Origin of the sequence: Streptomyces mobaraensis (assembly GCF_020099395.1) — a bacterium.
GTDB lineage: Bacteria > Actinomycetota > Actinomycetes > Streptomycetales > Streptomycetaceae > Streptomyces.
The window spans coordinates 2,833,002-2,859,569 of the sequence record NZ_CP083590.1; the positions used below are offsets into that span (position 1 = coordinate 2,833,002).

Genomic DNA, 26,568 nt, shown 5'->3' on the forward strand with positions numbered 1-26,568 from the left:
CTTTACGTCGAGACCACGAGCAGGAGTGGGGCCGGACCACTCCATGCGGCTGCCGGACGAGAGCGAGCGGCTGCGGGACCTCGGCTACCAGCCGGTGCTGGCGCGGCGCATGGGCGGATTCGGCAACTTCGCCATCAGCTTCAGCATCATCTCGGTGCTGTCCGGCTGCATGACCCTCTACGGCTTCGGCCTGAACACCGGCGGCCCGTCGGTGATGATGTGGGGCTGGGCCGGCGTCGGCCTGATGGTGCTCTTCATCGGCATGGCGCTGGCCGAGGTCACCAGCGCCTACCCCACCTCCGGCGCGATGTTCTACATGGCCAACCGGCTCGGCGGCCGCCGCTGGGGCTACTACACCGGCTGGGTCAACCTGCTGGGCCTGCTGGGCAGCATCGCGGGCAGCGGCTACGGCGCGGCCCAGTTCATCGGCGCGCTCATCGAGCTGCGGTTCGGGCACGCGCCGACCCCGGAGTCGACCCTGCTGATCTTCGGTGTCATCCTCCTGGTCTTCGGCGTGCTGAACCTCTTCGGCGTGCGGATGGTCGGGTTCCTCAACTCGGTCAGCGTGTGGTGGCACCTGCTCGGTGTGGCCATCATCGTCGGCGTGCTGTGGATCGCGCCGGACGGCCACCAGTCGCCGTCGTTCGTCTTCACCAAGTTCGTGAACAACACCGGGTGGGACAACCCGCTGTACGTGACGGCGCTCGGTCTGCTGCTCGCCCAGTACACGTTCACCGGCTACGACGCGTCGGCCCACCTCTCCGAGGAGACCACCAACGCCTCGATGGCCTCCGCCCGCGGAATGGTGCGTTCGATCTGGGTGTCGTGGATCGCGGGCTTCGTCCTGCTGGCCGGTCTGACCTTCGCCATCAGCGACTACACGACGACGGCCGAGGCGGGGGTGCCGCCCGCGCAGATCTTCCTCGACGCCGTGGGGACGAACGGCGCGACGTTCCTGCTGCTGATCGTCATCGGCGCGCAGCTGTTCTGCGCCAACGCGGGCATCGCGTCGGCGAGCCGGATGACGTTCGCGTTCAGCCGCGACGGCGCGCTGCCGGGCTCCCGGCTGTGGCGGCGGGTCAGCAGCAAGACGCAGACCCCGTACCCGGCCGTGTGGCTGGCGGTCGTCGGTCCCTTCGTCCTCGCCCTGCCGTCGCTGTACTCCACCACCGCCTACAACGCCGTCACGGCCATCAACGTCATCGGCATCACGCCCTCGTACGTCATCCCCGTGTTCCTGCGGCTGCGCCACCCCGAGCGGTTCACCCCGGGGCCGTGGAGCCTGGGCCGCTGGAGCCGGCCGGTCGGCTGGATAGCCGTCGGCTGGGTGGCGTTCGCGACCGTCCTGTTCTGCCTGCCGCAGACCAGCCCGGTCAACGCGGAGACGATGAACTACGCCTCCATCGCCCTGGCCGCGGCGCTGCTGCTGGCCACCGCCTGGTGGCCGTTCGCCAAGAGCTCCCTCACCACGCCCACGTACGACACCTCGTCCCGCGGCACCCAGCTCATGGAGGACATCGTCTGATGGACACTCCCACACCGGCGAACGGCCGGCTCACCCCGGACGAACTGCGCGAGGAGGTCCGGCTCGGCCGCGTGGAGACCGTGGCGCTGGCCCTGGTCGACATGCAGGGCCGGCTGAAGGGCAAGCGCTACGACGCCGGGCACTTCGTCGAGAAGGTCGTCGACGGCGGCTCGCAGATGTGCGCCTACGCGCTCGCCACCGACGTCGACATGCGCCCGCTGCCCGGCTACGCCCTCTCCTCCTGGAACACCGGCTACGGCGACCTGCACCTGACCCCCGACCCGGAGACCGTCCGGGTGCTCCCCTGGTGGCCGGGGACCGCGCTCGTGCTCGCGGACGCGACGATCGACGGGCGGCCGGTGGCGGTGGCGCCCCGGGAGATGCTCCGACGGGAACTGGCCCTGCTCGCGGAGCGCGGGCTGAGCGTCCGGACGGGGCTGGAGACCGAGTTCGCCCTCTACGAGGGGTCGTACGACGCGGTGGCGGCCGGACGCGCCGGGCTGCGGCCCGTCACCGGCCGGAACCGGGACCTCGCCCTCGACCACGACGACCGGACGGACGCGTTCCTGCGCGGGCTCGGGGCGGCGATGCGCGGGGCGGGACTGCCGCTGGAGGCGGCCAAGACCGAAGCCGGGCCCGGACAGGTGGAGATCACCTTCCCGTACGGCGAGGCACTGGCGGCCTGCGACGGGCACGTCCTCTTCAAGCACGCCGTCCGACACGTGGGGACGCGGGCGGGCCTGGCGCCCACGTTCATGGCGGTCCCGGCGCCGGGGGTGGGCAGCGGGCTGCACCTGCACCTGTCCCTCTGGTCAGGCACCAAGGGCGGCAAGGGCGACGAGCCGGTGGTGCCGGACGCCGGCGGCGGGCTGTCGGCGACGGGCCGGCACGCCGTGGCGGGGCTGCTCGCCGCGCTGCCGGAGCTGACGCCCCTGTACGCGCCGAACGTCAACTCCTACCGGCGCTACGTATCGGAGAGCTTCGCGCCGACCGCCTTCACCTGGGGGTTCGACAACCGGACCTGTGCGGTCCGGGTCGTCGGCCGCGGCAAGGGCCTCCACCTGGAGATCCGGCTGCCGGGCGCGGACGCCAACCCGTACCTCGCGCTCACCGCCGCGCTGGCCGCGATCCGGCACGGCCTCGACCACACCCTCGAACCCCCGCCCGCCGTCACCGGCAGCGCCTACGGGCAGGACGCGCCCCCGGTGCCGACGGGTCTGGCGGAGGCCCTGGACCGGTTCCGCGCCGGCGCCCTGGCCAGGGAACTGCTCACGGACGAGGTCGCCGCGCACTACGCGCGGGCGGCCGAGGTCGAGGTGGAGGCGCTGGGCGCGGTGGCGGAGGCCGAGGAGGTCACCGACGAGGAGGTGCGGCGGTGGTGGGAGTATGCGTAAGGGGCGGGTGAGACCGCTTACTTGAAGGTTCTCATCCCCTTGAGGTGCTGGCCTCCTTAAGAAGGAGGTGCCGGCCTCCTTAAGAAGGCGGCCTCACCCCGCCGGGCGCCGCCGCCCCAGCCGGGCCGCGTCGGCGGCCTCCATCCCCCGGGCCCAGCCCTCCGCGTCGCGGCCCCTGAGCCGGTGCGAGGTGGTCTCGGGGAAGAGGCGCCCGGCCGTCTCGCCGACGGCGACGTCGCGGGCCGCGAGCACCGGCAGGGCCTCGGGGCGGGCGGCGTGCTCGGTCACGTCCCGGGCGGCGGCGGACAGCCGGTCGCCGATCCGGGCGGCGTAGGCGATGAGGAACGACTCGCGGAAGTCGCGCGTCCGACGGCCCGAACGGGCGCGCGCACCGCGCTCGTTCGCACCGCGCTCGCCCGGGCCGCGGTGGTGGGCGTCGGCGGCGCGGATCATCACCGCGTCCGCCTGCACCAGCAGCGAGGTGTACATCAGCTCGACGAGCTCCAGGTCGGCCTCGAAGCCGACGACCGTCGAGAAGCCGTACTCGCCGGACCACACCGCGTGGCAGTGGTTGGCCTCGGCGACGGCGCTGAGCAGCAGGGCCTTCGCGGACTCGTACGGGCCCTCGACACCGAGCCGGCAGACCCCCGGCCCGTCGGCGGCGGAGGCGTCCGCGGCGGCGGCGAGGAGGGCGTCGTCGAGCGAGTGGCGCGCCATGAGCTCCTGTGCCTTGGCGGAGAACGCCTCGGCCTCGTCGGGGAAGTCCGTCGACTCGGCCTTGGCCAGCAGGGCCCGGATCCGGGCGAGCGTCTTCGGCTCGACGGCGGCGGCCCGCACGTCCGTATGGCTCGCGGCGCCGGGGAGCGGCCCGGCGGTGCCGATGTGCGGCAGGCGGACGACGAGGCGCAGGGCGAGGAGCGCGGTGGCGACGGTCTCGAAGCGGCTGAGGCGCTCGCGGCGCGCGAAGCCGTCCAGGAAGGCGTCGTCGTCCGGCCACCACACGGCCGCGTCGAGGTCGCGGAGCTGTCCGGCCCAGCGCGGGGGCAGCGTGCCGGGGGCGTAGCGGCGGGCCTCGGCGGCGACGGCGGCGAGGACGAAGCGGAGGCCGGGGCCGGTGGCGTCGCGGCGGGCCAGCCGGACGACGTCGGCGGGCTGCCAGCCGCGCTCCCAGGCGCGCCGGAGCTCCGCCTCGGCGGTGGCGAGCAGGGCGCGTCCGACGGCCGCCGGTCCGGCGGGCGCGGCGGCGAGGACGGAGGCGTCGGCGTCGGCGGCGTCCTCGATGGCCCCGACGGCGTCCGCGGGGAGCGCGCGGAGCCGGCGCACGGCCGCCTCGACGGCGGGCCCCGGCCCGGCGGCCTCCTCGGGCCGCTCCCGGTCCCGGCGCTTGCCCACGGGATTCCCTCCTTGGTGTTTCATGCGAAACCGCCGGGCGGCGGCCGCGCGGGGCGGCCGCCGCCCGGCGGCGGGACGGGTCGGGATCAGGCGCCGGTGGCGCTGCCCTTGACCCAGTCCTGCCAGCTCATGTTCCAGCCGTTGAGGCCGTTGTCCGGGGAGATCGTCTTGTCGTCGGAGTTCTTCACCACGACGACGTCGCCGATCTGGGAGTTCTTGAAGAACCAGGCGCCCGGCGTGTTCGGGTCGTCGGCGCCCTGCTTGTCCTGCAGGCCGACGCAGCCGTGGCTGGTGTTCTCGACGCCGAAGATGCCGCTGCCCCAGTAGTTGCCGTGGATGAACGTGCCCGACGTGGACAGCCGCATGGCGTGCGGGACGTCCTTGATGTCGTACTCGCCCTTGCCGTCGGCCTTGGAGAAGCCCACGGTGGAGCCGTCCATGCGGGTCTCGGTGAACTTCTCCGAGATCACCATCTTGCCGTTGTAGGTGGGGTTGGAGGGGCTGCCGGCCGAGATCGGGATGGTCTTGAGGACCTTGCCGTCGCGCACCACGGTCATCTGGTGGGTCTTGGCGTCCACCGTGGAGACCTGGGAGTGGCCGATCCGGAACTTGACGGTCTTGTTCTGCAGGCCCTTGATGCCCGGTGCGGCCTCGACGTCACCGAGCTCCATCTTGAGGGTGACCTCGGAGTTGGCCTTCCAGTACTCCTGCGGGCGGAAGTCGAGGCGCTGGTCGTTGAACCAGTGGCCGACGACCTGCTGGCCGCTGCTGGAGGTCACCTGGAGGTGGGACTGGACGGCCTTGCGGTTCTTGATCGGCTTGTCGAAGTTGATCGAGACCGGCATGCCGACGCCGACGGTCTGACCGTTCTCCGGGGTGAAGCTGCCGATGAAGCTGTTGTTCGGCGAGACTGTGGAGAACGAGGAGTTCTCCGTGGCGCGACGGCCCTTGTCGTCCTTCGCCTCGGCGACGATCTTGTACTTGGAGGACCGCTCCAGCGGGTTCTTGAGCCGCCAGCTCTTCTTGTCCGGCGCGAGGGACCCCTCGACCGGGCGACCCTTCTCGTCCGTCATCTTGACGCTCGTGAGCTCACCGTCGCTGACCGTGACCTGAACGGCGTCGACGGCGGTGCCGGCGTTGCTGGTGCCGCCCTTGGGCGTGATCTTGATCTGCGCCGTGGAGGCGTCCTTGGCGGCTGCCGCGTCGACGTTCTGCTGGGACTTCTCCTTGCCGGAGCCCCCACCCTTGTTGTCGCCGTCGTCGCCACCGCCGCAGGCGGCGAGGGTGAGCACCCCACCGAGCACGGCGGCCGCGGCCACCAGGCCCTTGCGGCGCTTGCCGTCCTTCATCACACGCATCTCCATCGCTCTGAACCCCGAAAATCCCCGGACCGGGCCACGAGGGCACGCTCCGGCCCCTCGGCCTTCACCGGCACAGCGGGACGCCCACGCGCGCCCACCGGTCCCGGCTACTGCTTAGGGAACGCCTGACCCGTCGCGCCCGTTCCACCCACGCGCAAAGTGTGGGGAAGACCACCCAGTAAAGACCCTCGGGGCGCCTGCGCCCAAGCCGGGTGGTCAGAGGGCCGGAAGACCGGCGGCACCCGCGCCTTCCGCACCGCGCACGCGTATCACTACCATCAGTTCGACGTTCACCGATGCCGAGGGGATGCCCCGCCGTGACCGCTCGCCGCCCACTGCTGACCGCCGTCGCCGCCGGGGCGCTGCTGTGCGTGGGCTGGCTGGTCCCGGCCGCCCACGCGACGACCGCCCATCCCGCACCACCGGCCACCCACCCGTCGGCCCCCGCCCCGGACGCCGGCCACCGCCTCGCGGACTCGGGCAGCGTGGACACCACGCCGTACGTCTACGGCGGCGTGGGCTTTGTGGCGGCGGGCGGGGCACTGATCACCCTGGCGATACGCCGCTCGCGGGCTTCGGGCCCGTCAGGCATCTGAGGACACCAGCCCCCGCTCAGCCCGTCCGGCGCTTGAGGACAACCGCGCGCAGCGCGGTTGTGGGGCGTGCGGGGGCAAGCCCCCGCAGGAAACTGGGGGCACCTCCCAGCGGTAGCTGGGGGAGAAAGGGTGGGTCAGGGGCGCCCCCACCGGGCGTCAGCCCGGGATCACCCCAGCTCCCCCACCACCGCCTCGACGGCGGCCACCAGCCCCCCACGCCGCACAAACCCCTCCGCCGCCGCCAGATCCGGCGCAAGGAACCGGTCCGCCCCCGGCCCCTCGACCCCCGCCTCCCGCACCGCCCGCAGCACAGCGGCCGTGGCCGGCGAGGGCGTCAGCCCGCCCCGCAGCTCGACGGCCCGCGTGGCAGCCACGAGCTCCACGGCGATGACCCGGGCGAGGGCGTCCAGCGCGGTGCGCAGCTTGCGCGCCGCGGACCAGCCCATCGAGACGTGGTCCTCCTGCATCGCGGAGGACGGGATGGAGTCCACCGACGCGGGCGCGGCCAGCCGCTTCATCTCGCTGACCAGGGCCGCCTGCGTGTACTGGGCGATCATCAGGCCGGAGTCGACCCCGGGGTCGTCCGCGAGGAACGGCGGCAGGCCGTGCGAACGGTTCTTGTCGAGCAGCCGGTCGGTGCGCCGCTCGGCGATGGACGCCAGGTCGGCGGCGGCGATGGCCAGAAAGTCGAGGACGTACGCGACGGGCGCGCCATGGAAGTTGCCGTTGGACTCGACGCGTCCGTCGGGCAGGACGACCGGGTTGTCGACGGCGGCGGCCAGCTCGCGGTCGGCGACGAGCCGGGCGTGCGCGAGGGTGTCGCGCCCCGCGCCCGCGACCTGGGGCGCGCAGCGGATCGAGTACGCGTCCTGCACGCGCGGCGCGTCGTCCTGGAGATGGCCCGTCATCCCGGAACCGGCCAGCACGCGCAGCATGTTGTCGGCGCTGGTCCCCTGACCGGGGTGCGGGCGGATGGCGTGCAGCTCGGGGGCGAGGACCTTCTCGGAGCCGAGCAGGGCCTCCAGGGAGAGCGCGGCGGTGATGTCGGCGGAGGTGATCAGACGGGCGAGGTCGGCGCAGGCCATGACGAGCATGCCGAGCATGCCGTCGGTGCCGTTGAGGAGCGCGAGCCCCTCCTTCTCGCGGAGTTCGACGGGCTCGATGCCGTGCGCGGCGAGCAGGTCGGCGGCGGGCGCGAGGACGCCGTCGGGGCCCTCCGCCTCGCCCTCGCCCATGAGCGTCAGCGCGCAGTGCGACAGCGGCGCGAGGTCGCCGGAGCAGCCGAGGGAGCCGTACTCGTGGACGACGGGGGTGATCCCCGCGTTGAGCAGGGCGGCCATCGTCTCGACGACGACGGGCCGGACGCCGGTGCGGCCGGAGGCCAGGGTCTTGAGGCGCAGGAACATCAGCGCGCGCACGACCTCGCGCTCCACGCGCGGTCCCATGCCGGCGGCGTGCGAGCGCACGATGTTGCGCTGGAGCTGGGCGCGCAGCTCGGGGCTGATGTGGCGGACGGCGAGGGCGCCGAAGCCGGTGGAGACGCCGTAGACCGGGTCCGGCTTGGCCGCCAGGTCCTCGATGACCTGCCGGGAGGCGGCGACGGCGGCCAGGGCCTCGGGGGACACGACGACGCGCGCGTCGTGGCGCGCCACGGCGATCACGTCGTTCGCGGTCGTTCCGGAGCTTCCCACCACCACGTCGGTGTCCACGTGCGTCTGCATATCCATATTCAGGCACCCTAGGGTCTGAATCGCGGTCTGTCACTAGGGGAACTGTCCGGTACAACACCGTGCGGGCTGCGCGCATGCCGTCGGGCGTCTGCGGGGGGGGTGCCCCGGTCCCGCCCTTTCACCGTTTCCTGGGGCTGCCGCCCCAGCCCCCACTTGTCGCGGCTTCGCCGCTCGTCCTCAAACGCCGGACGGGCTGAATCTCAGCCCGTCCGGCGTTTGAGGACAGCGCGCGCAGCGCGCTTCGGGGGTGCGGGGGCTCGCCCCCGCAAGAAACGGTGAAATGGGGTCCCCCCTCTGGGGGAGGGACCGGGGCACCCCACCGGGCGCGGCCCTAGGGCCGCCGCCCCCGGAACCGGCGCCGCTCGGCGCGCGGCGGCTCCGGCGGCCGGTCCGCGAGCCGGACGACCGGATCGTCGGGGCCGCCCTCGCGGCCGGCCACCACCGGCTTCTCCGCACCCGCCGCCTTCGCGCGATACTGAGCCGCGTCAGCGAGCCGGAAGAGACGGCGGGCGGTACGAACAGGACCTATGGGGTCACCCGTGGACGCTATGCCGCACGCGACCCCCTCACCAAGCTCCAACCGCCGCGCCCGCGAGCACAGTTCCTCGGCCGCCCGCACCACCTCGTCGGCCGGAGCCCCGACCGCGAGCAGGCAGAACTCGTCGCCCCCGAGCCGCGCGGCGAGCGCGCCCGGCAGCCGTGCGCCGCACAGCGACAGCAGTGAGCCGAAACGTTCCAGCAGCCGGTCGCCCTGCGCGTGCCCGAGGGTGTCGTTGACCCGCTTCAGGCCGTTGAGGTCGCAGACGACCAGGCTGACGACGACGCCCTCCGCCAGATGCCGTTCGATGGCCTCGTCGAGCCGCGCGTCGACGGCCCGGCGGTTCCCCAGGCCGGTCAGGGGGTCGGTGTAGGCCAGCCTGCGGGCCTCCTCCAGCCGCTCGGTCTGGACGATGCCGGCGGCGGTGACGGCGGCCAGGACGGCCGCGAAGTCCGCGTCGGCGCGGTCGAAGCGGGGAGCGCCCACGGGCCGCGCCACGTACAGCTCGCCCCAGGCGCGGCCGTGCAGCACGATCGGGGCGATCACGCAACTGCCCCGGCGCCGGCGGCGCAGCACCTCGACGCGGTGGCCCAGGGGAAGGGGGCCCCGCCCGGCCTCCCCGGCCTCCAGGTTCTCCACCCAGGCGTGCGGCCGCCCGCCCACCCATTCCTCGTGCAGGAACTCGGCGACCTCGGGGAAGTTGTGCACCGGGTACGTCTCGTCGGCGGGGAACCGCTCCTCGTCGAGATCGCGCGCCCCCTCGTTGACGAGGACCCGCAGCCGGCCGCTCTCGCGCTCCCAGACGGAGACCGCGGCGAAGGAGCCGTTCAGGGCGCGCCGGGCGCCCTCCGCGGCCGCGGCCACCCCGTCGAGGGGGGACTGTGCCGCCGCCATCGCCTGCGCCAGCTCCACCACGGCGGACAGGCGGTCGTCACGATCCGCGTCACCAGCCACCAGAGCCTCACATTCCACCGCTGCGCGCAGCCCTCGCACTCCAGCGTAGGAATGGTGCGCTCAATCCGCCTTATGAGGGTTCCGCGACTTCCCTCTTCATCCCAGGTCATCCCGTTTCGTCGACGACGATCGGCTCGCGGCCGGGGACCGGCCGGCCCCCGGTACCGTCACTCGCCGGGCCAGTCCGGCGTCCGCTTCTCGTTGAACGCGGCCACGCCCTCCGCGCGGTCCCCGGAGAAGGCCACCGTGCGCCAGGCCGCGTCCTCGACCTCCAGCCCGGCCCGCAGGTCCAGACCGTGCCCGAGGCGCAGGGCGCGCTTGGCCGCCCGCAGGCCGACCGGCGAGTTCGCGGCGATCCGGGCCGCGAGGGCCAGCGCCTCGTCGCGGTCCTGCCCCGCCGGCACCAACTGGTCGACCAGGCCCAGCTCCCGGGCCTCCGCCGCCGCCACCCGCCGCGCGCTGAAGATCAGCTCGGCGGCGCGGGCCGCGCCGACCCGGCGCGGCAGCAGCTGGGTGCCGCCCCCGCCCGGGATCACGCCGACGGACACCTCGGGGAGCCCCACCACGGCGGTCTCGTCCGCGACGATGATGTCGCAGGACAGGGCGAGTTCGAAGCCGCCGCCGAGGGCGAAGCCGTGCACGGCGGCGATGGCCGGCACCGGCAGCTCCAGGACGCCGGTGTAGGCGGCGCGGGCGTGCGGGCGCTGCCGCGAGAGGTCGGCGTCCGTGAAGGAGTTGCGCTCCTTGAGATCCGCGCCGACGCAGAACGCCCGCTCGTGCGTGGACGTCAGGACGACGGCGCGGACGGTCCGGTCGGCGGAGAGGGCGGCGGTCGCCTCGGCGATCGAGCGGCCCAGTCCGGTGGACACGGCGTTCATGGCCTTCGGGCGGTCGAGTACGAGCTCGGCCACCCGGCCGTCTTCGTGCGGGCGGACGGCGACCCACTCACCAAAGCGTTGTTCGCTCACGCGATTCACCCTCTCCTCGGCTGTGGCCACGATCATGCACTGGCCGCCGGGGCGGTGCCATACCCGTGGGGGGCTTGCCGCGCGGGCCGGTGCCCTCCGGGGGTTGCCCCGGCCCCGCCCTTTCTCCGTTTCCTGCGGGGGCAGGCCCCCGCACCCCCCGAGCGCGCCTGCGGCACAGCGTCCTCAGACGCCGGACGGGCCGGCATCCGTCCTGCACGCCACGTGCCCCCAGCCCTGCTGGTTCTTGGCGATCGGCTCCCCCGCCGCGTAGGGCGTGCCGCAGACGCACCGGCCCGGGAACTTCGCCTTGAGGGTGCCTCGCGAGCGGGAGCCCTTCGTGGCCGAGCCACCGGACCCGCCCGACGTACCCCCGGTCCGCCGGGGGCGCGGCGTGGCCGTCGCGCGGGAGGTGTCCGGGACGGGGAACCCGTCGTCGCCGTGGGCCGTGCCCGCCGCGCGCTGGGAGACCGCGGCGTCGCTGGCGGCCTGGTCGGCGATCGCGTTGAGCGGGTCGCCGCCCTGCTGGTGCGCCGGCACGTACCGGAACTCGACCGTGCGCCCGGTGAGCAGCTCGTCGATGCTCCGGACCAGGTCCTGGTTGGCGACCGGCTTCCCGGCCGCCGTCTTCCAGCCGTTCCGCTTCCATCCCGGCAGCCACTTGGTGACCGCGTTCATCGCGTACTGCGAGTCGAGCCGGACCTCGACCGGGACGGCCGGGTCGGTGGCCTCCAACAGCCGTCGCAGAGCGGTGAGCTCGGCGATGTTGTTGGTCGCCCGGCCCAGCGGGCCGGCCTCCCAGCGCTCCGGCCGCCCCTCGGCGTCGGCCGCCACCCATGCCCAGGCGGACGGCCCGGGGTTCCCCTTCGAAGCGCCGTCACAAGCGGCGATGATGCGATCGAGCATGCCCCGATGATGTCAGGAGACGCGCCCCTCCCCCGCCCTCACACCGGAACCGCCTCTCCGGCGGACCCGGCCGCACCGCGCCGTCGGCTCCCGGCCCGCGCGTGGGCGGCATCCGCCCGGCGGTCACCGGCGGCGACGGCACCCGCCACCGACCACCGCCCCTCACCCGCGAGTTGTCGGCTCAAGCAGCGCACGCCGCCCCCGCCGAGGGCCCGTTCACGCCGCCCGTCCGCCACGACGCGGGCACAGCGGCCGCGTTCACCCCTGCTCGCGCCGCGTGAGCAGCCACGGCTCCACGACGCCCAGTCCCCGCACCGGCCGCTGCCACATCGGCTGGAGCGCGAAGCGGTACTTGACCGCCTCGGCGGGCCTGCCCTCCGCCTCCGCCGCGGCCATGGCCGCCGCCACCTCGGCCTCGGACTTCGGGGCGTCCCCGCTGCGCAGCAGCTCCTCCGCCAGGGCGCCGTCCACCAGCACCGCGTCCTTGGGCGCTATCGACGTCAGCCGGCTGGCCAGGTTGACCGTCGTGCCGAAGACGTCGCCCATGCGCGTCGTCACCGTGCCGAAGGCCATGCCGACGCGCAGTTCGGGCATGGTCTCGTCGTGGCTGAGGGTCTCGATCAGCCGGATGCCGATCTCCGCGGCGGTGCCCGCGTCGTCGGCCGCGTAGAGGACCTCGTCGCCCAAGGTCTTGATCAGGCGGCCGCCGTGCGCGGCCACCAGGTCCGCGGCCGTGGTCTCGAACGCCTCGACGAGCTCGCCGAGCTCCTCCTCCTCCAGCCGCCGGGTGAGCCGGGTGAAGCCCACCAGGTCGGCGAAGCCGACGGCCAGCCGCCGGTCGACCATCTCCGCGTCGTCCTGGGCCTGCACCACACGGCCGGTCGCGGCGGCGAGCTGGCGCCGCCAGACGTAGATGAGGAACTCCTCCAGCTCCGGCAGGAGCAGTTCGACGAGCGGGTAGGTGATCTCCGCCCGGGTGAGGCCCGGTTCCTGAGGCTCGGTCAGGCCCTCCAGGAAGGAGTCGATCTGCCAGTCGGCGAGCCGGGCCGTGGTCTGGCCGGTGGAGCGGGCCACCTGGACGGCCATGGGCTCGCTCAGCAGCCCCGCCTCGACCAGGCCGGCCAGCCGCCGCAGGGCGAGGACGTCCGCCTCCGTGAGCGCCTTGGCCTGGCCGATGTCGGCGAAGCCCATGGCGCGCCAGAAGCGGGCCGCGAGGTCCATGGAGACGCCGGCCGCGCGGGCGGCCTGGAACGGGGTGTAGCGCCGCTCGGCGCCGAGGATCAGCGCCTCCAGCCGGAGCGCGAGCGGGTCGCCGCCCTCGTCGGCGGCGGAGTCGAGCTCCGCGGGCCCGTCGGCCCGTTCCGCCGTGTCGTCCGGGGCGCCCGCACCTCGCGCGGTCCGCCCCTGCCCGTCGGCCTCCGAGACCTCCCCGGCCTCCCCGGCCTCTACGGAACGGGAGGTACCCCCACCGTCGGCGGTCACCGCCCGCCCCCTGTCCGATCCGTGCGCACTGCCCTGCCGATCGCCGCTCGCTCGCTTTCCGGTCACAACGATACGGCAGGTGTGCCCTAGCTCACTCTCCTGACGACGCCGGGCGCAGATGAACGATGTCCCCCGCGTCCACCGGCCGCTGCACCCCGTGCTCGGTGGCGAGCACCAGCCGGCCGTCGCCGTCGACCGCCACGGCCTCCCCGACCAGCTGCCGGTCGCCGGGCAGTTCGGCCCGTACGGTCCGGCCGAGCGTGGCGCAGCCGGCCGCGTACGCCTCCTGGAGCCGGCAGGCCGCCGGGTCGCCGTCGGCCTCACGCCAGGCCGTGTACCAGTCCTCCAGCGAGCGGAGCACGGCCCGCAGCAGCGGGTCGCGGTCCAGCCGCCCGGCGCCGGCGAGGACGAGCGAGCCCGCGGTGGGCACCGGGAGTTCGTCGGCGCGCAGGGAGACGTTGACGCCGATGCCGACGACGACGGAGTCGCCGGCCCGCTCGGCGAGGATGCCGCCGGCCTTGCGCTCCCGTCCTTCGACGGTGACGAGGAGGTCGTTGGGCCACTTCAGGGCGGTGTCGACGCCGGCGGCACGGGACAGCGCGGAGGCGGTGGCGACGCCGGTCAGCAGCGGCAGCCAGCCCCAGCGGTGGACGGGCACGCCGGGCCCGGGGGTGAGCCGGACCGAGAGGAACAGCCCGGACCGGGCGGGCGCGGACCAGGTGCGGTCCAGCCGGCCGCGGCCCGCCGACTGCTCCTCGGCGACGAGCACGGCGCCTTCGGGGCCGTCGGCCGCGGCGAGGTCGGTGTTGGTGGACCCGGTGTTCGCGACCACGTCCAGCGACGTCCACAGCCCTCCGGGCCGCAGCAGCGCGCGCCGGAGCGCGGGGGCGTTCAGCGGGGGCCGGTCCAGGTCGGACCAGCGGCTTCCGGGGGAGTCGGGCGGAGTCATGCCGTCACCTTAGACATCCGCCGCGCCGGACCCTCCGGCCCGGACCTCCTGGCCGGACCTTCCGTCCTTCCGTCACCTCACCGGCCGCCTCGTCTACCCCGCCGGCCACCACCCCAAAACCCCCGATGACCCATGTCTCACCGGCCCCACGAGGTGTGGCCAACGCCGCACTCCCGGAAGGCAGCCGCGCCGATACGCTACGACCCGGTAGCCCCGATCCGGGCCGCTCCGGCGGCCGGCTCCGGCACGCCCGCAGCAGGTCGTCCAGCACTCCGTCCCCCGCCCCCGTCACCTTCCCGTTCCCGCCCCCCCCGCTTGTCCGGACCACCGCCCACCTCAGGACACACAGGAGCCGCAGCCCGATGTCCGAGTCAGCCGCCCAGCCCGCCGCCCGCCGTCCCGACGCCGCCGGCCCGCCCGGCGCGGAAGGTGCCGCGGGCACCGAGGGGATCGACATCCACACGACCGCGGGCAAACTCGCCGACCTCCGGCGCAGGATCGACGAGGCGACGCACGCCGGATCCGCGCGGGCGGTGGAGAAGCAGCACGCCAAGGGCAAGCTGACCGCCCGGGAGCGGATCGAGCTGCTGCTGGACGAGGGGTCGTTCGTCGAACTCGACGAGTTCGCGCGGCACCGCTCCACCAACTTCGGCATCGAGAAGAACCGCCCCTACGGCGACGGCGTCGTCACCGGCTACGGCACGGTCGACGGCCGCACGGTCTGCGTGTACTCGCAGGACTTCACCATCTTCGGCGGCTCGCTGGGCGAGGTCTACGGCGAGAAGATCGTCAAGGTGATGGACTTCGCGCTGAAGACCGGCTGCCCGGTCGTCGGCATCAACGACGGCGGCGGCGCCCGGATCCAGGAAGGCGTGGTCGCGCTCGGCCTGTTCGCCGAGATCTTCCGCCGCAACGTGCACGGCTCCGGGGTGATCCCGCAGATCTCCCTGATCGTCGGCCCCTGCGCGGGCGGCGCGGTCTACTCGCCGGCGATCACCGACTTCACGGTGATGGTCGACCAGACCTCGCACATGTTCATCACCGGCCCCGACGTCATCAAGACCGTCACCGGCGAGGACGTCGGCTTCGAGGAACTGGGCGGCGCGCGCACGCACAACGCGACCTCCGGCGTGGCCCACCACATGGCGGGCGACGAGAAGGAGGCCATCGAGTACGTCAAGGCGCTCCTCTCCTACCTGCCGTCCAACAACCTCTCCGAGCCGCCCGCCTTCCCCGAGGAGGCCGACCTGGAGGTCTCGGACACCGACCGGGAGCTGGACACCCTCATCCCGGACTCGGCGAACCAGCCGTACGACATGCACACCGCGATCGAACACGTGCTGGACGACGGCGAGTTCCTGGAGACCCAGGCCCTGTTCGCGCCGAACATCATCACCGGCTTCGGCCGGGTCGAGGGCCACCCGGTGGGCATCGTCGCCAACCAGCCGATGCAGTTCGCCGGCTGCCTGGACATCGACGCCAGCGAGAAGGCGGCACGGTTCGTCCGCACCTGCGACGCGTTCAACGTCCCGGTGCTCACCTTCGTGGACGTCCCCGGCTTCCTGCCCGGCACGGACCAGGAGTACAACGGCATCATCCGGCGCGGCGCCAAGCTGATCTACGCCTACGCGGAGGCCACGGTCCCGCTGATCACGGTGATCACCCGCAAGGCGTTCGGCGGGGCGTACGACGTGATGGGCTCCAAGCACCTCGGCGCGGACCTGAACCTGGCCTGGCCGACCGCCCAGATCGCCGTCATGGGCGCCCAGGGCGCGGTCAACATCCTGCACCGCCGGGCGCTGGCGGCCGTCGAGTCCGACGAGGAGCGCGAGGAGCTGCGCGCCCGGCTGATCGCCGACTACGAGGACACGCTCCTCAACCCCTACACGGCCGCCGAACGCGGCTACGTGGACGCGGTGATCATGCCGTCCGACACCCGCCGGCACATCGTCCGCGGCCTGCGCACCCTGCGGGACAAGCGCGAGGTGTTGCCGCCCAAGAAGCACGGGAACATCCCGCTGTAGCGGTCGGCTGTACGAAGAGGGCGCCGCGGTTCCGGCCCCGTACGCGGTGTGGGCGGAACGCGCGGCGGACAGCGGTGGCAGCGCGTGAAGGGAGCTTCAGGTGATCAAGGTGGTACGCGGCAACCCCACGCCGGAGGAGCTGGCCGCCGCACTGGCGGTGGTCCAGGCCCGCGCGGCGGCCCGGGCGAACGCCGCCGCGCCGGACGAGGTCGTCCGCCCCGAGTGGGCCAGCCCGGCCCGGCTGGCCAGGACCCGGCGGGCGCCGGCGCCCGGGCCGCGGGCCTGGCGCACGTCGTACTGGCCGGCCTGAGCCCGGGCCACCGGGCCGCCCGAGCCCGGGAGACCCGGTTCACATCCCGGCCTGAGTACCTGTACTCAGGCCGGACCGGACCGTGCGCCGGACCATGGGGGTGTGCTGTGGTCCGACCCGTCCGACGAACCGCCCGACGAGCTGCGCGAGGCCCAGGCCATGCTGCGGCGGGCCGGGCTGCTGCTGGCGGTCGTGATGGTGGTGCTGTTCGTGCTGCTCGGGACGCCGTGAGGGGCCCCTGAGGGGTCCGTGAGGAGTCCGTCAGAGGTCCGTGAGGGGTCCCGTGACGGGCCTTTCGGGGTTGTTGCGCGGGCATTGCCCCTTTTCACAGGAGCCTCACAGGTTTCTTCCCTTTTGCAACCGGGCCACTCCGGTTCCGCATCCTCCCCTGGGGGGGTCCACCGCGAACCGGGGAGTGGTCACACCTTGAACAAGCCCGTGCGACATATAGCGATCTTCACCGGCCTGCTGGTCCTCGCGCTGCTGGTGCGCAGCACGTGGGTGCAGTTCGTCCAGGCCGACGAGCTCGCGCACCACGACAAGAACCGGCGGGTGAAGATCGCCGCCTACGCCCAGCCGCGCGGCGACATCATCGTCGGCGGCAGTCCGGTCACCGGCTCCACGCCGACGTCCGCGGGCGATCTGAAGTACAAACGCACGTACAAGAACGGGCCGATGTACGCACCCGTGACCGGCTACTCGTCGCAGATCTACGCCAACAGTCAGCTCGAACACGTCTATGACCGCTTCCTCACCGGCGACGACGACCGGCTGTTCCTCCGGAACACCACCCGGGCGCTGACCGGGAAGAAGCCCGAGGGCGGCGACGTGGTCACGACCATCGACCCCAAGGCGCAGCAGGCCGCCTACGAGGGGCTGGCGAAGTACAAGGGCGCCGCCGTGGCGATCGAGCCGTCCACCGGGAAGATCCTCGCCCTGGTCTCCACGCCGTCGTACGACCCGTCGGTCTTCTCCGGGGAGCGCGACAAGGACGCGAAGGCGTGGCAGGCCCTGGAGAAGGACCCGAACAAGCCGCTCTCCAACCGGGCGATCAAGGAGCTGTACCCGGCGGGCTCCACCTTCAAGATCCTCACCGCCGCGGCCGCCCTCGACCACGGCCTGTACCACGACGTCGACTCGCCGACCGACTCGCCGTACCCCTGGAACCTGCCGGACACGGTCACGCCGATGAAGAACGAGAACGAGAACGCGCCCTGCCGCAACGCCTCGCTCAAGGTCGCGATGCAGTACTCGTGCAACAACGTCTTCGCCAAGATCGCCGGTGAGCTGGGCAAGGACAAGATGCGGGAGACGGCCGAGAAGTTCGGGTTCAACCAGGACCTCTTCATGCCCGTGGCGACGGTCAAGAGCGTCTACCCGAAGGAGATGAACCGGCCGCAGACCGCGCTCACCGGCATCGGCCAGGGCAGCCTCGCCGCCACCCCGCTCCAGGTCGCGATGATGACCGCCGCCCTCGCCAACGACGGCAAGCTGATGAAGCCGTACCTGGTCGACAGCCTGCGCTCGCCCGACCTGTCCACGGTCGAGCGGCACAAGCCGGAGGAGATGTCGCAGGCCGTCTCGGCGGACACCGCCCGCAAGGTGCGGGAGATGATGGAGTTCACCGCGCGGGAGGGCACCGGCAAGGCCGCGCTGATCGACGGGGTGACGGTCGGCGGCAAGACGGGCACCGCGCAGCACGGCGTCGGCAACAGCGAGATCCCGTACGCCTGGTTCGTCTCCTACGCCAAGCAGGCCGACGGCTCGCCGGTCGCGGTGGCCGTCTTCATCGACCCGAAGGACTCGGGCGTCGACCGCGAGGACGTCTCGGGCGGCGGGCTCGCGGGGCCCATCGCGAAGAAGATCATGCAGGCGGTGCTGAAGAGGTGAGGCCCGCGCGGTGCGGCTCGGGCGGGCGGGCGAGTGCCGCCCGGGGTCTCCCTTAGCCTGGCCCGTATGACTGCCACGCCCTCCGGGACCACCACCGCCTCACCCGCACGCCGCCTCGTCCTGGCCTCCCAGTCCCCCGCCCGCCTCGGCCTGCTGCGCCAGGCCGGGCTCGCCCCCGAGGTGATCGTCAGCGGGGTGGACGAGGACGCGCTGACCGCGCCCGACCCGGGCACGCTGGCGCTGGTGCTGGCCGAGGCCAAGGCCGCGGCGGTGGCCGCCCGGCCGGAGGCCGCGGGGGCGCTGGTGATCGGCTGCGACTCGGTGCTGGAGCTGGACGGCCGGGCGCTCGGCAAGCCGGCGGACGCGGAGGACGCCACGGCCCGCTGGAAGTCGATGCGAGGGCGCTCCGGCGTGCTGCGGACCGGTCACTGTGTGATCGACACGGCGACCGGCCGGCGCACCTCGGCGACCGCCTCGACGACGGTCCGCTTCGGTGAGCCGACCGACGCCGAGATCGCCGCCTATGTGGCCTCCGGCGAACCGTTGTACGTGGCCGGAGCCTTCACCCTGGACGGCCGGTCGGCCCCCTTCGTCGAGGGGATCGACGGCGACCCGGGCAATGTGATCGGCCTGTCCCTGCCGCTCCTCCGCAAGCTGCTGGCGGAGCTGGGAACGGCGATCACCGATCTGTGGGCGTGACGCCCGTACCGCGTGCCGGCGCGGTGTCCGGGGGCCGGGTGGCCTGGGCGTGAGCAGACGGACCTGATCGGAAAGGCGTGATCAGAGCGGAAGCTGCTTGGTGGCCTGGCCGACCTTCTTCAGCTGGCTGATCTGGCTCAGCTTGCCCAGTTCGTTGACCGCGTCCGGGTAGATGCTGGTGGGCGGGTTCTGCGGCATCTCGGTGGCCTGGGGCGGAGTGGGCGCCGGGGGCTGCTGCGGCGGAGTGGGCGCCTGAGGCTGCATCGACTGCTGGGGCTGAGGCTGCGCCTGTGCCATGGGCGCCTGCGGCCCCATCGCCGTCTGCGCCGGTGCGCTCGGCTGCTGCCGCCCGGCCGCGTGCCGCGGTCCCGCGGCGTGGCGCGGACCGGCGGCGTGGCGCGGACCCGCCGCATGGCGCGCGCCGGCGGCGTGCCGCGGGCCGGCCGCCGGCCGCGCGGAGGTGGCCTTCGCGGCTCCGGTCGTCTTGGTCTCTCCGGTCGTCTTCGCGGTCCCGGTCGTCTTCGCGGCTCCGGTCGCCTTCACCGCTCCCGCCGTCTTCTGCGCCGAGGTCGCCTTCCGTGCGGCGGCCGCCTTCTGCCCGGTGGCCGCCTTCTGCGCCTGCTGTGCCTTCTGCGCGTGCGTCGTGTCCCGCGCGGTGGCCGTCCGGTGCTGGGTCGCGGTGGCCGGCGGTGCGGTGACGTCGCCCGCGCTCGCCGTCGGCTCCTTCGGCTGCGGCAGCGGCAGCGGTGCGGCGGACGCGGCGGTGGTCACGGAGAGGGCGGCCCCGGCCAGGGCGGCGGCTGCTGCGATGCGCTTGATCATGACTTCTTCAACGATGTCACGCCATATCGGTCACTGCCCCGGGCACCCCCGCACCCCGTAGTCCCCGTGGAACACCCCGGAAATCGCACGCACTTCACGCCTCCCCCGCCTGTGTGCGACCCGCGCGCCCCACGGGGCCGGACCTGACTCACGCCGCGGAAACGGCAGTTGAACACCTGCCGCACCCTCCCTGAACGCCCCGTACCGCTCCCCTCCGACACCACTCGGGCCCCTCCCCTCGCCCCCCTCGCATTCCCTCTCGGCCGCCCCGGAGGCCCCGCCGCCCGAACGCGCCGCATCGCAAACTTTCCGCCGTCCGTTCGTAGGGACCCCACAAAGATTGCGCCCCGGCGCACCCGGGTGATCGTCGAGACCTTGACCACATCCCGATTCGGCCGTCACCCAGGTACAGGCGGCGTACCGTGGGACATCAAGGGTCTCCGGGGTGCGCGGAACGCGCGCTTCACGCTCCGTGTGGGCAAGGTCACCCTCGACGTCGGGTCGGCACAGAGTGTCGCCAGTACCTAAACTCACCTTGTTTCAAGGAGGGAGCCATCGTGCGCAAGGTGCTCATCGCCAATCGTGGCGAAATCGCTGTCCGCGTTGCTCGTGCGTGCCGGGACGCCGGGATCGCAAGTGTGGCGGTCTACGCCGATCCGGACCGGGACGCCCTGCACGTCCGGGTGGCGGATGAGGCTTACGCGCTGGGTGGTGACACTCCTGCGGCCAGCTACCTCGACATGGCCAAGGTGCTCGCCGCCGCGGCGGAGTCCGGGGCGGACGCGATCCACCCCGGTTACGGCTTCCTCTCCGAGAACGCCGAGTTCGCGCAGGCCGTCCTCGACGCGGGCCTGACCTGGATCGGCCCGCCGCCGCACGCCATCCGCGACCTGGGCGACAAGGTGGCGGCCCGTCACATCGCCCAGCGCGCCGGCGCGCCGCTGGTGGCCGGTACGGCCGACCCGGTCGCGGGCGCCGACGAGGTCGTCGCCTTCGCCGAGGAGCACGGCCTGCCGATCGCCATCAAGGCGGCCTTCGGTGGTGGCGGGCGCGGCCTGAAGGTCGCCCGCACGCTGGAGGAGGTGCCGGAGCTCTACGACTCCGCCGTCCGCGAGGCGGTCGCCGCCTTCGGCCGCGGCGAGTGCTTCGTCGAGCGCTACCTGGACCGCCCCCGGCACGTCGAGACGCAGTGTCTGGCGGACAAGCACGGCAACGTCGTGGTGGTCTCCACCCGCGACTGCTCCCTCCAGCGCCGGCACCAGAAGCTCGTCGAGGAGGCGCCCGCGCCGTTCCTGAGCGACGAGCAGAACGCCGAGCTCTACCGCGCGTCCAAGGCCATCCTCCGCGAGGCGGGCTACGAAGGCGCCGGCACCTGCGAGTTCCTGGTGGGCCAGGACGGCACGATCTCCTTCCTGGAGGTCAACACCCGGCTCCAGGTCGAGCACCCGGTCACCGAGGAGGTCTCCGGGATCGACCTGGTCCGTGAGATGTTCCGCATCGCCGACGGCGAGGAGCTCGGCTACGACGACCCGCCGCTGCGGGGTCACTCGTTCGAGTTCCGTATCAACGGCGAGGACCCGGGCCGCAACTTCCTGCCCGCCCCGGGCACGGTCACCCGCTTCGACGCGCCGTCCGGTCCGGGCGTCCGGCTGGACGCGGGCGTCGAGGCCGGCAGTGTCATCGGCCCGGCGTGGGACTCCCTGCTGGCCAAGCTGATCGTCACCGGCGCCACCCGTGAGCAGGCCCTCCAGCGGGCCGCCCGCGCGCTCGGCGAGTTCCAGGTCGAGGGCATGGCCACGGCCATCCCGTTCCACCGCGCGGTGGTCGCCGACCCGGCGTTCGCCCCCACCGACGGCACTCCGTTCAAGGTCCACACCCGCTGGATCGAGACCGAGTTCCAGAACACGATCCCCCCCTTCGCGGGCACCGCCGCCGAGGACGAGGACGAGACGCCCGGCCGCGAGACCGTCGTGGTCGAGGTAGGCGGCAAGCGGCTGGAGGTCTCCCTCCCGTCGTCGCTGGGCATGACCATCGCCCGTACCGCCGCCGCCGGCGGCGCCCGCCCCAAGCGCCGCGCCGCCAAGAAGGCCGGCTCGGCCGCCTCCGGCGACGCCCTCACCTCGCCCATGCAGGGCACGATCGTCAAGGTGGCGGTCGAGGAGGGCCAGCAGGTCGACGCGGGCGACCTGATCGTGGTCCTGGAGGCCATGAAGATGGAACAGCCCATCAACGCGCACCGCGCGGGCACCGTCAAGGGCATCACGGCGGAGATCGGCGGCTCGGTGTCGTCGGGCGCGGTGATCTGCGAGATCAAGGACTGACGGGGTTCGCCCCTGCGCGAGGGCCCCGGTCGCGTCCCTGCGGATGCCGGCCGGGGCCCTCGCGCGTTGCGCGTCAGACGACGCGTCCGATGTGGGTGATGCGTACGGTGTCCTCGCTCACCCGGTACAGCACACGCCAGGCACCGACCGCCAGACGGTGGTACCCGGTCTCCCCCAACGGTGAGGCGCCCTCCGGACGCGGATCGCCGGCCAGCTCCCGCACGGCGGCCACACAGAGCTTGGCTCCTGTGGGGTCACCGTGACGCAGCCGCCGGAGGGCGTTCACGCTGTGGTGCTCCCACACCACGGTCCAGGTCACGCAGCCGGCTTCCCTTCCGCGGCCTCGTCGGCGGCCAGCAGCGCTTCGACCTGGTCATGCGGGATCCAGCGGCTCCCGGGGTCTTCCGCGACGGCCTTGGCCCGCGCCAGATCCGCCTCGTCACGAAGGCGCTCGTACTCTTCCAGCTCCCCTATGGGGATGAGAGCCGCCGCCGGCTTTCCGTACTCGGTGATGACGATGTGCTCGTGCCCGTGCCGCACCCGGCCGACCAGCTGCCCGAGCTGGTTGCGGGCCTCCACGAGGGGGTAGGTCTCCATACCGAAAACGGTACCGTCAAGCGACTGTGTACACAGTCGCCCGTTCGTATGAAACGACCCCGCCGGACGCCCCCCGCCCCCATGACATCCTTGACACCGCGGGGAGCGACCGGAGGGACGGACGGACATGACGACCGAGACGGCACGGACGTCAGCACGACCCATGCGGGCGGACGCCCGGCGCAACTACGAACGGCTGCTCGCGGAGGCGCGGACCGCCTTCACCGCGCACGGGACGGACGCCTCGCTGGAGGACGTGGCCCGGCGGGCCGGGGTGGGGATCGGGACGCTCTACCGGCACTTCCCCAACCGCACGGCGCTGATGTGCGCGGTCTTCCAGGGGGAGGTCGACGGGCTGCTGGCGCGCTCGCGGGAGCTGCTGGCCGCGCCCGAGCCGTGCCGGGCGCTCGTCGACTGGCTGCGGGCCGTCATCGCGCACGCCAGCACCTACCGGGGACTGGCCCGGGCCCTGATGGCCGCTCAGTCCGACGAGGCGTCCGCGCTCGCCCGGTGCAGTCTGCCGATGCGGGAGGCGGGCGGCACGCTGCTCGCCCGGGCGCAGCGGGCCGGGGCGGTCCGCGCGGACGTGAGCGTGACCGATCTGCTGCAGCTGACCAACGCCATCGCGCTGGCGGTCGAACAGACGCCGGAGGACCCGGAGTTGGCCGACCGCCTGCTCACGCTGACGCTGCGGGGCATTCGGCCCGAGCCCCTCGCGGACTGACGGGTTCCGCGGTGCGCGTTTCTCGATGGCCACCGTTACGGACACCGTCACGGCCACCGTTGTGCCACCGTTCGGCATTCACCCGAACGGGCGGTTCTGCGGTGCTCAACGCCGTCGCGGCGCCAGGTCCGCGACGCGGGCCGACGGCTGCTCGCCCAGCGGCCCGGCACCCCGGAGCTGCGCCTGCATCCCCGGCGGTCCGCCCTGTGCGGGCCCCGGGTAGGGCTGGCCGTGCGGGCCGCCGTGGGCACCGTGCCGGCCGCCCTCGCCGCCCAGCGGGTGGGCCCGCCGCTGCCCGGGCAGGGGCGGCGCCTCCCGGCGGCGGGCGGGTGGGCCCGGCTCGCCGTGGGGGCCCGGCTGCGCGCCGTGGCCCGCGACGGAGATGTGCACCCCCTGGTCGGCGAGCGCCTGGAGCTCCGTCGCCGCCCGCTCGTCGTGCGGCGGCGGCTCGTCGGTCACGAGTCTGGTGATCACGTCCGTCGGGACGGTCTGGAACATGGTGTCGGTGCCGAGCTTGCTGTGGTCCGCGAGGACCACGACCTCGGCCGCCGCCTGCACCAGGGCCCGGTCGACGCTGGCGGAGAGCATGTTGGAGGTGGACAGGCCGCGTTCGGCGGTCAGACCGCTCCCGGAGAGGAACGCCCGGGAGACCCGCAGCCCCTGGAGGGACTGCTCTGCGCCGCTGCCGACCAGCGCGTAGTTGGAGCCGCGCAGGGTGCCACCGGTCATCACGACCTCGACCCGGTTGGCGTGGGCGAGCGCCTGGGCGACGAGCAGGGAGTTGGTCACCACGGTGAGCCCCGGCACCCGCGCGAGCCGGCGGGCCAGCTCCTGCGTGGTGGTACCGGCGCCGACGACGACGGCCTCGCCCTCCTCGACGAAGCTCGCCGCGAGATCGGCGATGGCCGTCTTCTCCGCGGTCGCTAGATGGGATTTCTGCGGGAAGCCGGACTCCCTGGTGAAACCGCCCGGCAGCACCGCACCGCCGTGCCGGCGGTCGAGCAGCCCTTCGGCTTCGAGCGCCCGTACGTCCCGCCGTACGGTCACTTCGGAGGTCTGGACGACGCGGGCGAGCTCACGCAGCGATACCGCTCCGTTGGCGCGCACCATTTCGAGGATCAATTGACGACGTTCTGCAGCGAACACGAAACCGACAGTAACGCCAACGACCATCTGCTTTCAGCAGGTTGCACCAACTAACGGAAGTTGTTCGCCGAGCACCCCAAGAAGTGGTATAGGGAACCGGAAGGAGAGCCACCCCCTCCGGTCCCCCGGAACCCCGGTGGGCCTCAGCCTTCCCGCTGGGCCTTCCGCGTGTGCAGCTGACGCGCCACTTCCGCGACAGACCCGGACAGGGACGGGTACACGGTGAACGCGTTCGCGATCTGTTCCACGGTCAGATTGTTGTCGACCGCGATCGAGATCGGATGAATCAGCTCGCTGGCCCGCGGCGCGACGACCACGCCGCCGACCACGATCCCGGTCCCCGGACGGCAGAACAGCTTGACGAATCCGTCCCGGATTCCCTGCATCTTCGCGCGGGGATTGCGCAGCAGCGGCAACTTGACGACCCGGGCGTCAATCAGGCCCTTGTCGACGTCCGCCTGCGAATACCCGACCGTAGCAATCTCGGGATCCGTAAATACGTTCGCGGATACAGCCTTGAGATTGAGCGGCGCCACCGCGTCGCCCAGGAAGTGGTACATCGCGATCCGGCCCTGCATGGCGGCGACGGAGGCGAGCGCCAGCACACCGGTGCAGTCGCCGGCCGCGTAGACGCCCGGAGCGCTGGTGCGCGAGACCTTGTCCGTCCGGATGTGGCCCGACTCCGTCAGCCGGACGCCGGATTCCTCCAGGCCCATGCCGGCGGTGTTGGGGATCGAACCGACGGCCATCAGGCAGTGCGTACCGCTGATGACGCGTCCGTCGGCCAGGGTGACCTCCACCCGGCCGCCCACCCGCTTGGCGGCCTGCGCCCGCGAGCGCGCCATGACGTTCATGCCGCGGCGGCGGAAGACGTCCTCCAGCACGGCGGCGGCATCGGGGTCCTCGCCCGGCAGCACCCGGTCGCGCGAGGAGACCAGGGTGACCTCCGAGCCCAGCGCCTGGTACGCGCCGGCGAACTCGGCGCCGGTGACGCCCGAGCCCACCACGATGAGCTCCTCGGGCAGCTCCTCCAGGTCGTAGACCTGGGTCCAGTTGAGGATCCGCTCGCCGTCCGGCAGCGCGTCCGGGATCTCCCGGGGGTGCGCGCCGGTGGCGATCAGGACGGCGTCCGCGAGCAGCGTCTCCTCGCCGTCGCCCGTCCGCACGATCACCCGGCGGGTACCGTCGGCCTCCCGCACCGGGTCCAGCCGGCCCCGGCCGCGCAGCACCCGGCCGCCGGCCCGGGTCACGGAGGCGGTGATGTCGTGCGACTGGGCCAGCGCCAGCCGCTTCACCCGGCGGTTGACCTTCCCCAGGTCCACCCCGATGTGGGCGCCGTCCTCGACGGTGATGCCCAGCTCCTCGTACGACGAGTCGAAGGAGGTCCTCACCTCCGCCGTCGCTATGAGCGTCTTCGAGGGCACGCAGTCGGTCAGCACCGACGCCCCGCCCAGACCGTCGCAGTCGACGACGGTCACCTCCGCACCGAGCTGCGCGGCGACGAGCGCCGCCTCATAGCCGCCGGGTCCGCCACCGATGATCACGATCCGAGTCACGTACTCCATTGTCCCGCACCCATCAAAGCGACTCCTTCCGGGGCCTCCGGTGGTTCCGGCGCCCGCCGGATGCGGCGCCGGAACCGGAAGCGGGCGGTCCCTACGAGACTGCCATCCCAAATGCGGTCCCGCCTCACTCCCGTACCCTCAGAACCATGTCGCTCTACGCCGCGTACGCCGGCAACCTCGACGCGCGGCTGATGACGCGCCGCGCCCCCCACTCGCCGCTGCGCGGCACGGGCTGGCTCGCCGACTGGCGCCTGACCTTCGGCGGGGAGCAGATGGGCTGGGAGGGCGCCTTGGCCACCGTGGTGGAGGAGCCGCGGTCGCAGGTCTTCGTCGCCCTCTACGACATCGCCCCGATGGACGAGGAGTCGATGGACCGCTGGGAGGGCGTCGGCCTCGGCATCTACCGGCGGATGCGGGTCCGGGTGCACACCCTGGAGGGTGACGAGACCGCCTGGATCTACGTCCTCAACGGCTACGAGGGCGGCCTGCCCTCCGCCCGCTACCTGGGCGAGATCGCGGACGCGGCGGAGTCGGCGGGGGCGCCGCACGACTATGTGATGGAAATCAGGAAGCGCCCGTGCTGACTTTCAGCCCGTCCGGCGTTTGAGGACAGCGCGCGGAGCGCGCTCCGGGGGTGCGGGGGCTTGCCCCCGCGAGAAACGGCGAAAGTGGGGGTGC

The 26,568-nt window shown here is 73.0% G+C and carries 24 protein-coding genes; 11 read left to right on the forward strand and 13 right to left on the reverse strand.

All coding sequences use genetic code 11. From position 1 onward, the window contains the following. Window positions 1-43: 43 nt before the first annotated feature. Together K7I03_RS11950 and K7I03_RS11955 are read left to right on the forward strand one after the other, a co-directional pair. On the forward strand, window positions 44-1,525 hold the full coding sequence (locus K7I03_RS11950; protein ID WP_185941860.1) for an amino acid permease: 1,482 nt from the start codon (window positions 44-46) through the stop codon (window positions 1,523-1,525). Then, on the forward strand, window positions 1,525-2,919 hold the full coding sequence (locus K7I03_RS11955; protein WP_185941861.1) for a glutamine synthetase family protein: 1,395 nt from the start codon (window positions 1,525-1,527) through the stop codon (window positions 2,917-2,919). The genes K7I03_RS11950 and K7I03_RS11955 overlap by 1 nt, the downstream gene beginning before the upstream one ends. Window positions 2,920-3,012: 93 nt before the next feature. Here K7I03_RS11955 and K7I03_RS11960 read toward each other — a convergent pair whose 3' ends face one another. Continuing rightward, window positions 3,013-4,311: a DUF2786 domain-containing protein gene (locus K7I03_RS11960; RefSeq protein ID WP_224347007.1), complete on the reverse strand. Its 1,299-nt coding sequence runs from the start codon at window positions 4,309-4,311 to the stop codon at window positions 3,013-3,015. A gap of 86 nt (window positions 4,312-4,397) precedes the next feature. After that, a complete protein-coding gene (locus K7I03_RS11965; RefSeq protein WP_185941863.1) occupies window positions 4,398-5,675 on the reverse strand; it encodes a L,D-transpeptidase in 1,278 nt (425 codons plus the stop codon). A gap of 314 nt (window positions 5,676-5,989) precedes the next feature. Between K7I03_RS11965 and K7I03_RS11970 the strand changes: the two genes are divergently transcribed. Then, window positions 5,990-6,268 carry a hypothetical protein gene (locus K7I03_RS11970; protein ID WP_224347008.1) on the forward strand — a complete coding sequence of 93 codons (279 nt, stop codon included), beginning with the start codon at window positions 5,990-5,992 and terminating at the stop codon, window positions 6,266-6,268. A gap of 167 nt (window positions 6,269-6,435) precedes the next feature. Here K7I03_RS11970 and hutH read toward each other — a convergent pair whose 3' ends face one another. From hutH to K7I03_RS12000, 6 genes are all read right to left on the reverse strand, one after another. Further along, window positions 6,436-7,989 (reverse strand): histidine ammonia-lyase, encoded by a 1,554-nt coding sequence (gene hutH / locus K7I03_RS11975; RefSeq protein ID WP_398858508.1) that lies wholly within the window; start codon window positions 7,987-7,989, stop codon window positions 6,436-6,438. 340 nt (window positions 7,990-8,329) lie between these two features. Next, the gene (locus K7I03_RS11980) at window positions 8,330-9,430 is read right to left on the reverse strand and encodes a GGDEF domain-containing protein (RefSeq protein ID WP_185941951.1); all 1,101 of its coding nucleotides are present in this window, start codon (window positions 9,428-9,430) and stop codon (window positions 8,330-8,332) included. A gap of 227 nt (window positions 9,431-9,657) precedes the next feature. Beyond that, complete coding sequence (locus K7I03_RS11985) at window positions 9,658-10,458, reverse strand: enoyl-CoA hydratase/isomerase family protein (protein WP_185941888.1); 801 nt, start codon at window positions 10,456-10,458, stop codon at window positions 9,658-9,660. A gap of 183 nt (window positions 10,459-10,641) precedes the next feature. Continuing rightward, a complete protein-coding gene (locus K7I03_RS11990) occupies window positions 10,642-11,361 on the reverse strand; it encodes a ribonuclease H family protein (RefSeq protein ID WP_185941889.1) in 720 nt (239 codons plus the stop codon). Between the two features lie 258 nt (window positions 11,362-11,619). After that, a complete protein-coding gene (locus K7I03_RS11995) occupies window positions 11,620-12,843 on the reverse strand; it encodes an adenylate/guanylate cyclase domain-containing protein (protein WP_185941890.1) in 1,224 nt (407 codons plus the stop codon). Between the two features lie 91 nt (window positions 12,844-12,934). Further along, on the reverse strand, window positions 12,935-13,792 hold the full coding sequence (locus K7I03_RS12000) for a biotin--[acetyl-CoA-carboxylase] ligase (RefSeq protein WP_185941891.1): 858 nt from the start codon (window positions 13,790-13,792) through the stop codon (window positions 12,935-12,937). A gap of 362 nt (window positions 13,793-14,154) precedes the next feature. Here K7I03_RS12000 and K7I03_RS12005 point away from each other — a divergent pair, with 362 nt between their 5' ends. The 5 genes from K7I03_RS12005 to K7I03_RS12020 all read left to right on the forward strand — a co-directional run bounded on the left by K7I03_RS12005 (window position 14,155) and on the right by K7I03_RS12020 (window position 18,715). After that, window positions 14,155-15,816, forward strand: a complete 1,662-nt coding sequence (locus tag K7I03_RS12005) for an acyl-CoA carboxylase subunit beta (protein WP_221902765.1) — start codon at window positions 14,155-14,157, stop codon at window positions 15,814-15,816. Between the two features lie 100 nt (window positions 15,817-15,916). Then, on the forward strand, window positions 15,917-16,126 hold the full coding sequence (locus K7I03_RS12010) for an acyl-CoA carboxylase epsilon subunit (RefSeq protein ID WP_004949088.1): 210 nt from the start codon (window positions 15,917-15,919) through the stop codon (window positions 16,124-16,126). Between the two features lie 102 nt (window positions 16,127-16,228). Beyond that, window positions 16,229-16,357: a morphogenic membrane protein MmpB gene (gene mmpB / locus K7I03_RS33810; RefSeq protein WP_260630143.1), complete on the forward strand. Its 129-nt coding sequence runs from the start codon at window positions 16,229-16,231 to the stop codon at window positions 16,355-16,357. Between the two features lie 195 nt (window positions 16,358-16,552). Beyond that, window positions 16,553-18,016 carry a peptidoglycan D,D-transpeptidase FtsI family protein gene (locus tag K7I03_RS12015; RefSeq protein WP_224347009.1) on the forward strand — a complete coding sequence of 488 codons (1,464 nt, stop codon included), beginning with the start codon at window positions 16,553-16,555 and terminating at the stop codon, window positions 18,014-18,016. Window positions 18,017-18,082: 66 nt separating this feature from the next. Further along, a complete protein-coding gene (locus K7I03_RS12020; RefSeq protein WP_185941893.1) occupies window positions 18,083-18,715 on the forward strand; it encodes a Maf family protein in 633 nt (210 codons plus the stop codon). An 81-nt stretch (window positions 18,716-18,796) separates the two neighbouring features. On the opposite strand, the gene K7I03_RS12025 is transcribed toward K7I03_RS12020, so the two are convergent. Beyond that, window positions 18,797-19,537: a hypothetical protein gene (locus K7I03_RS12025; protein ID WP_185941894.1), complete on the reverse strand. Its 741-nt coding sequence runs from the start codon at window positions 19,535-19,537 to the stop codon at window positions 18,797-18,799. Between the two features lie 557 nt (window positions 19,538-20,094). Here K7I03_RS12025 and K7I03_RS12030 point away from each other — a divergent pair. Beyond that, on the forward strand, window positions 20,095-21,858 hold the full coding sequence (locus tag K7I03_RS12030; RefSeq protein WP_185941895.1) for an acetyl/propionyl/methylcrotonyl-CoA carboxylase subunit alpha: 1,764 nt from the start codon (window positions 20,095-20,097) through the stop codon (window positions 21,856-21,858). A 73-nt stretch (window positions 21,859-21,931) separates the two neighbouring features. Here the strand turns inward: K7I03_RS12030 and K7I03_RS12035 are convergent, their stop codons facing one another. Both K7I03_RS12035 and K7I03_RS12040 read right to left on the reverse strand, forming a co-directional pair. Continuing rightward, entirely contained in the window at window positions 21,932-22,177 is a 246-nt protein-coding gene (locus tag K7I03_RS12035) for a type II toxin-antitoxin system RelE family toxin (protein WP_185941896.1), read from the reverse strand. Continuing rightward, on the reverse strand, window positions 22,174-22,455 hold the full coding sequence (locus tag K7I03_RS12040) for a type II toxin-antitoxin system Phd/YefM family antitoxin (RefSeq protein WP_185941897.1): 282 nt from the start codon (window positions 22,453-22,455) through the stop codon (window positions 22,174-22,176). The genes K7I03_RS12035 and K7I03_RS12040 overlap by 4 nt, the downstream gene beginning before the upstream one ends. A gap of 163 nt (window positions 22,456-22,618) precedes the next feature. Between K7I03_RS12040 and K7I03_RS12045 the strand changes: the two genes are divergently transcribed. Then, complete coding sequence (locus K7I03_RS12045; RefSeq protein WP_185941953.1) at window positions 22,619-23,179, forward strand: TetR/AcrR family transcriptional regulator; 561 nt, start codon at window positions 22,619-22,621, stop codon at window positions 23,177-23,179. Window positions 23,180-23,284: 105 nt separating this feature from the next. On the opposite strand, the gene K7I03_RS12050 is transcribed toward K7I03_RS12045, so the two are convergent. Together K7I03_RS12050 and K7I03_RS12055 are read right to left on the reverse strand one after the other, a co-directional pair. Next, complete coding sequence (locus K7I03_RS12050) at window positions 23,285-24,289, reverse strand: DeoR/GlpR family DNA-binding transcription regulator (RefSeq protein WP_238513586.1); 1,005 nt, start codon at window positions 24,287-24,289, stop codon at window positions 23,285-23,287. A 179-nt stretch (window positions 24,290-24,468) separates the two neighbouring features. Next, entirely contained in the window at window positions 24,469-25,890 is a 1,422-nt protein-coding gene (locus K7I03_RS12055) for an NAD(P)H-quinone dehydrogenase (protein ID WP_185941899.1), read from the reverse strand. Between the two features lie 146 nt (window positions 25,891-26,036). On the opposite strand from K7I03_RS12055, the gene K7I03_RS12060 reads away from it, so the two are divergent. Then, entirely contained in the window at window positions 26,037-26,474 is a 438-nt protein-coding gene (locus K7I03_RS12060; RefSeq protein ID WP_004943863.1) for a gamma-glutamylcyclotransferase, read from the forward strand. The last annotated feature ends 94 nt before the right edge of the window (window positions 26,475-26,568 follow it).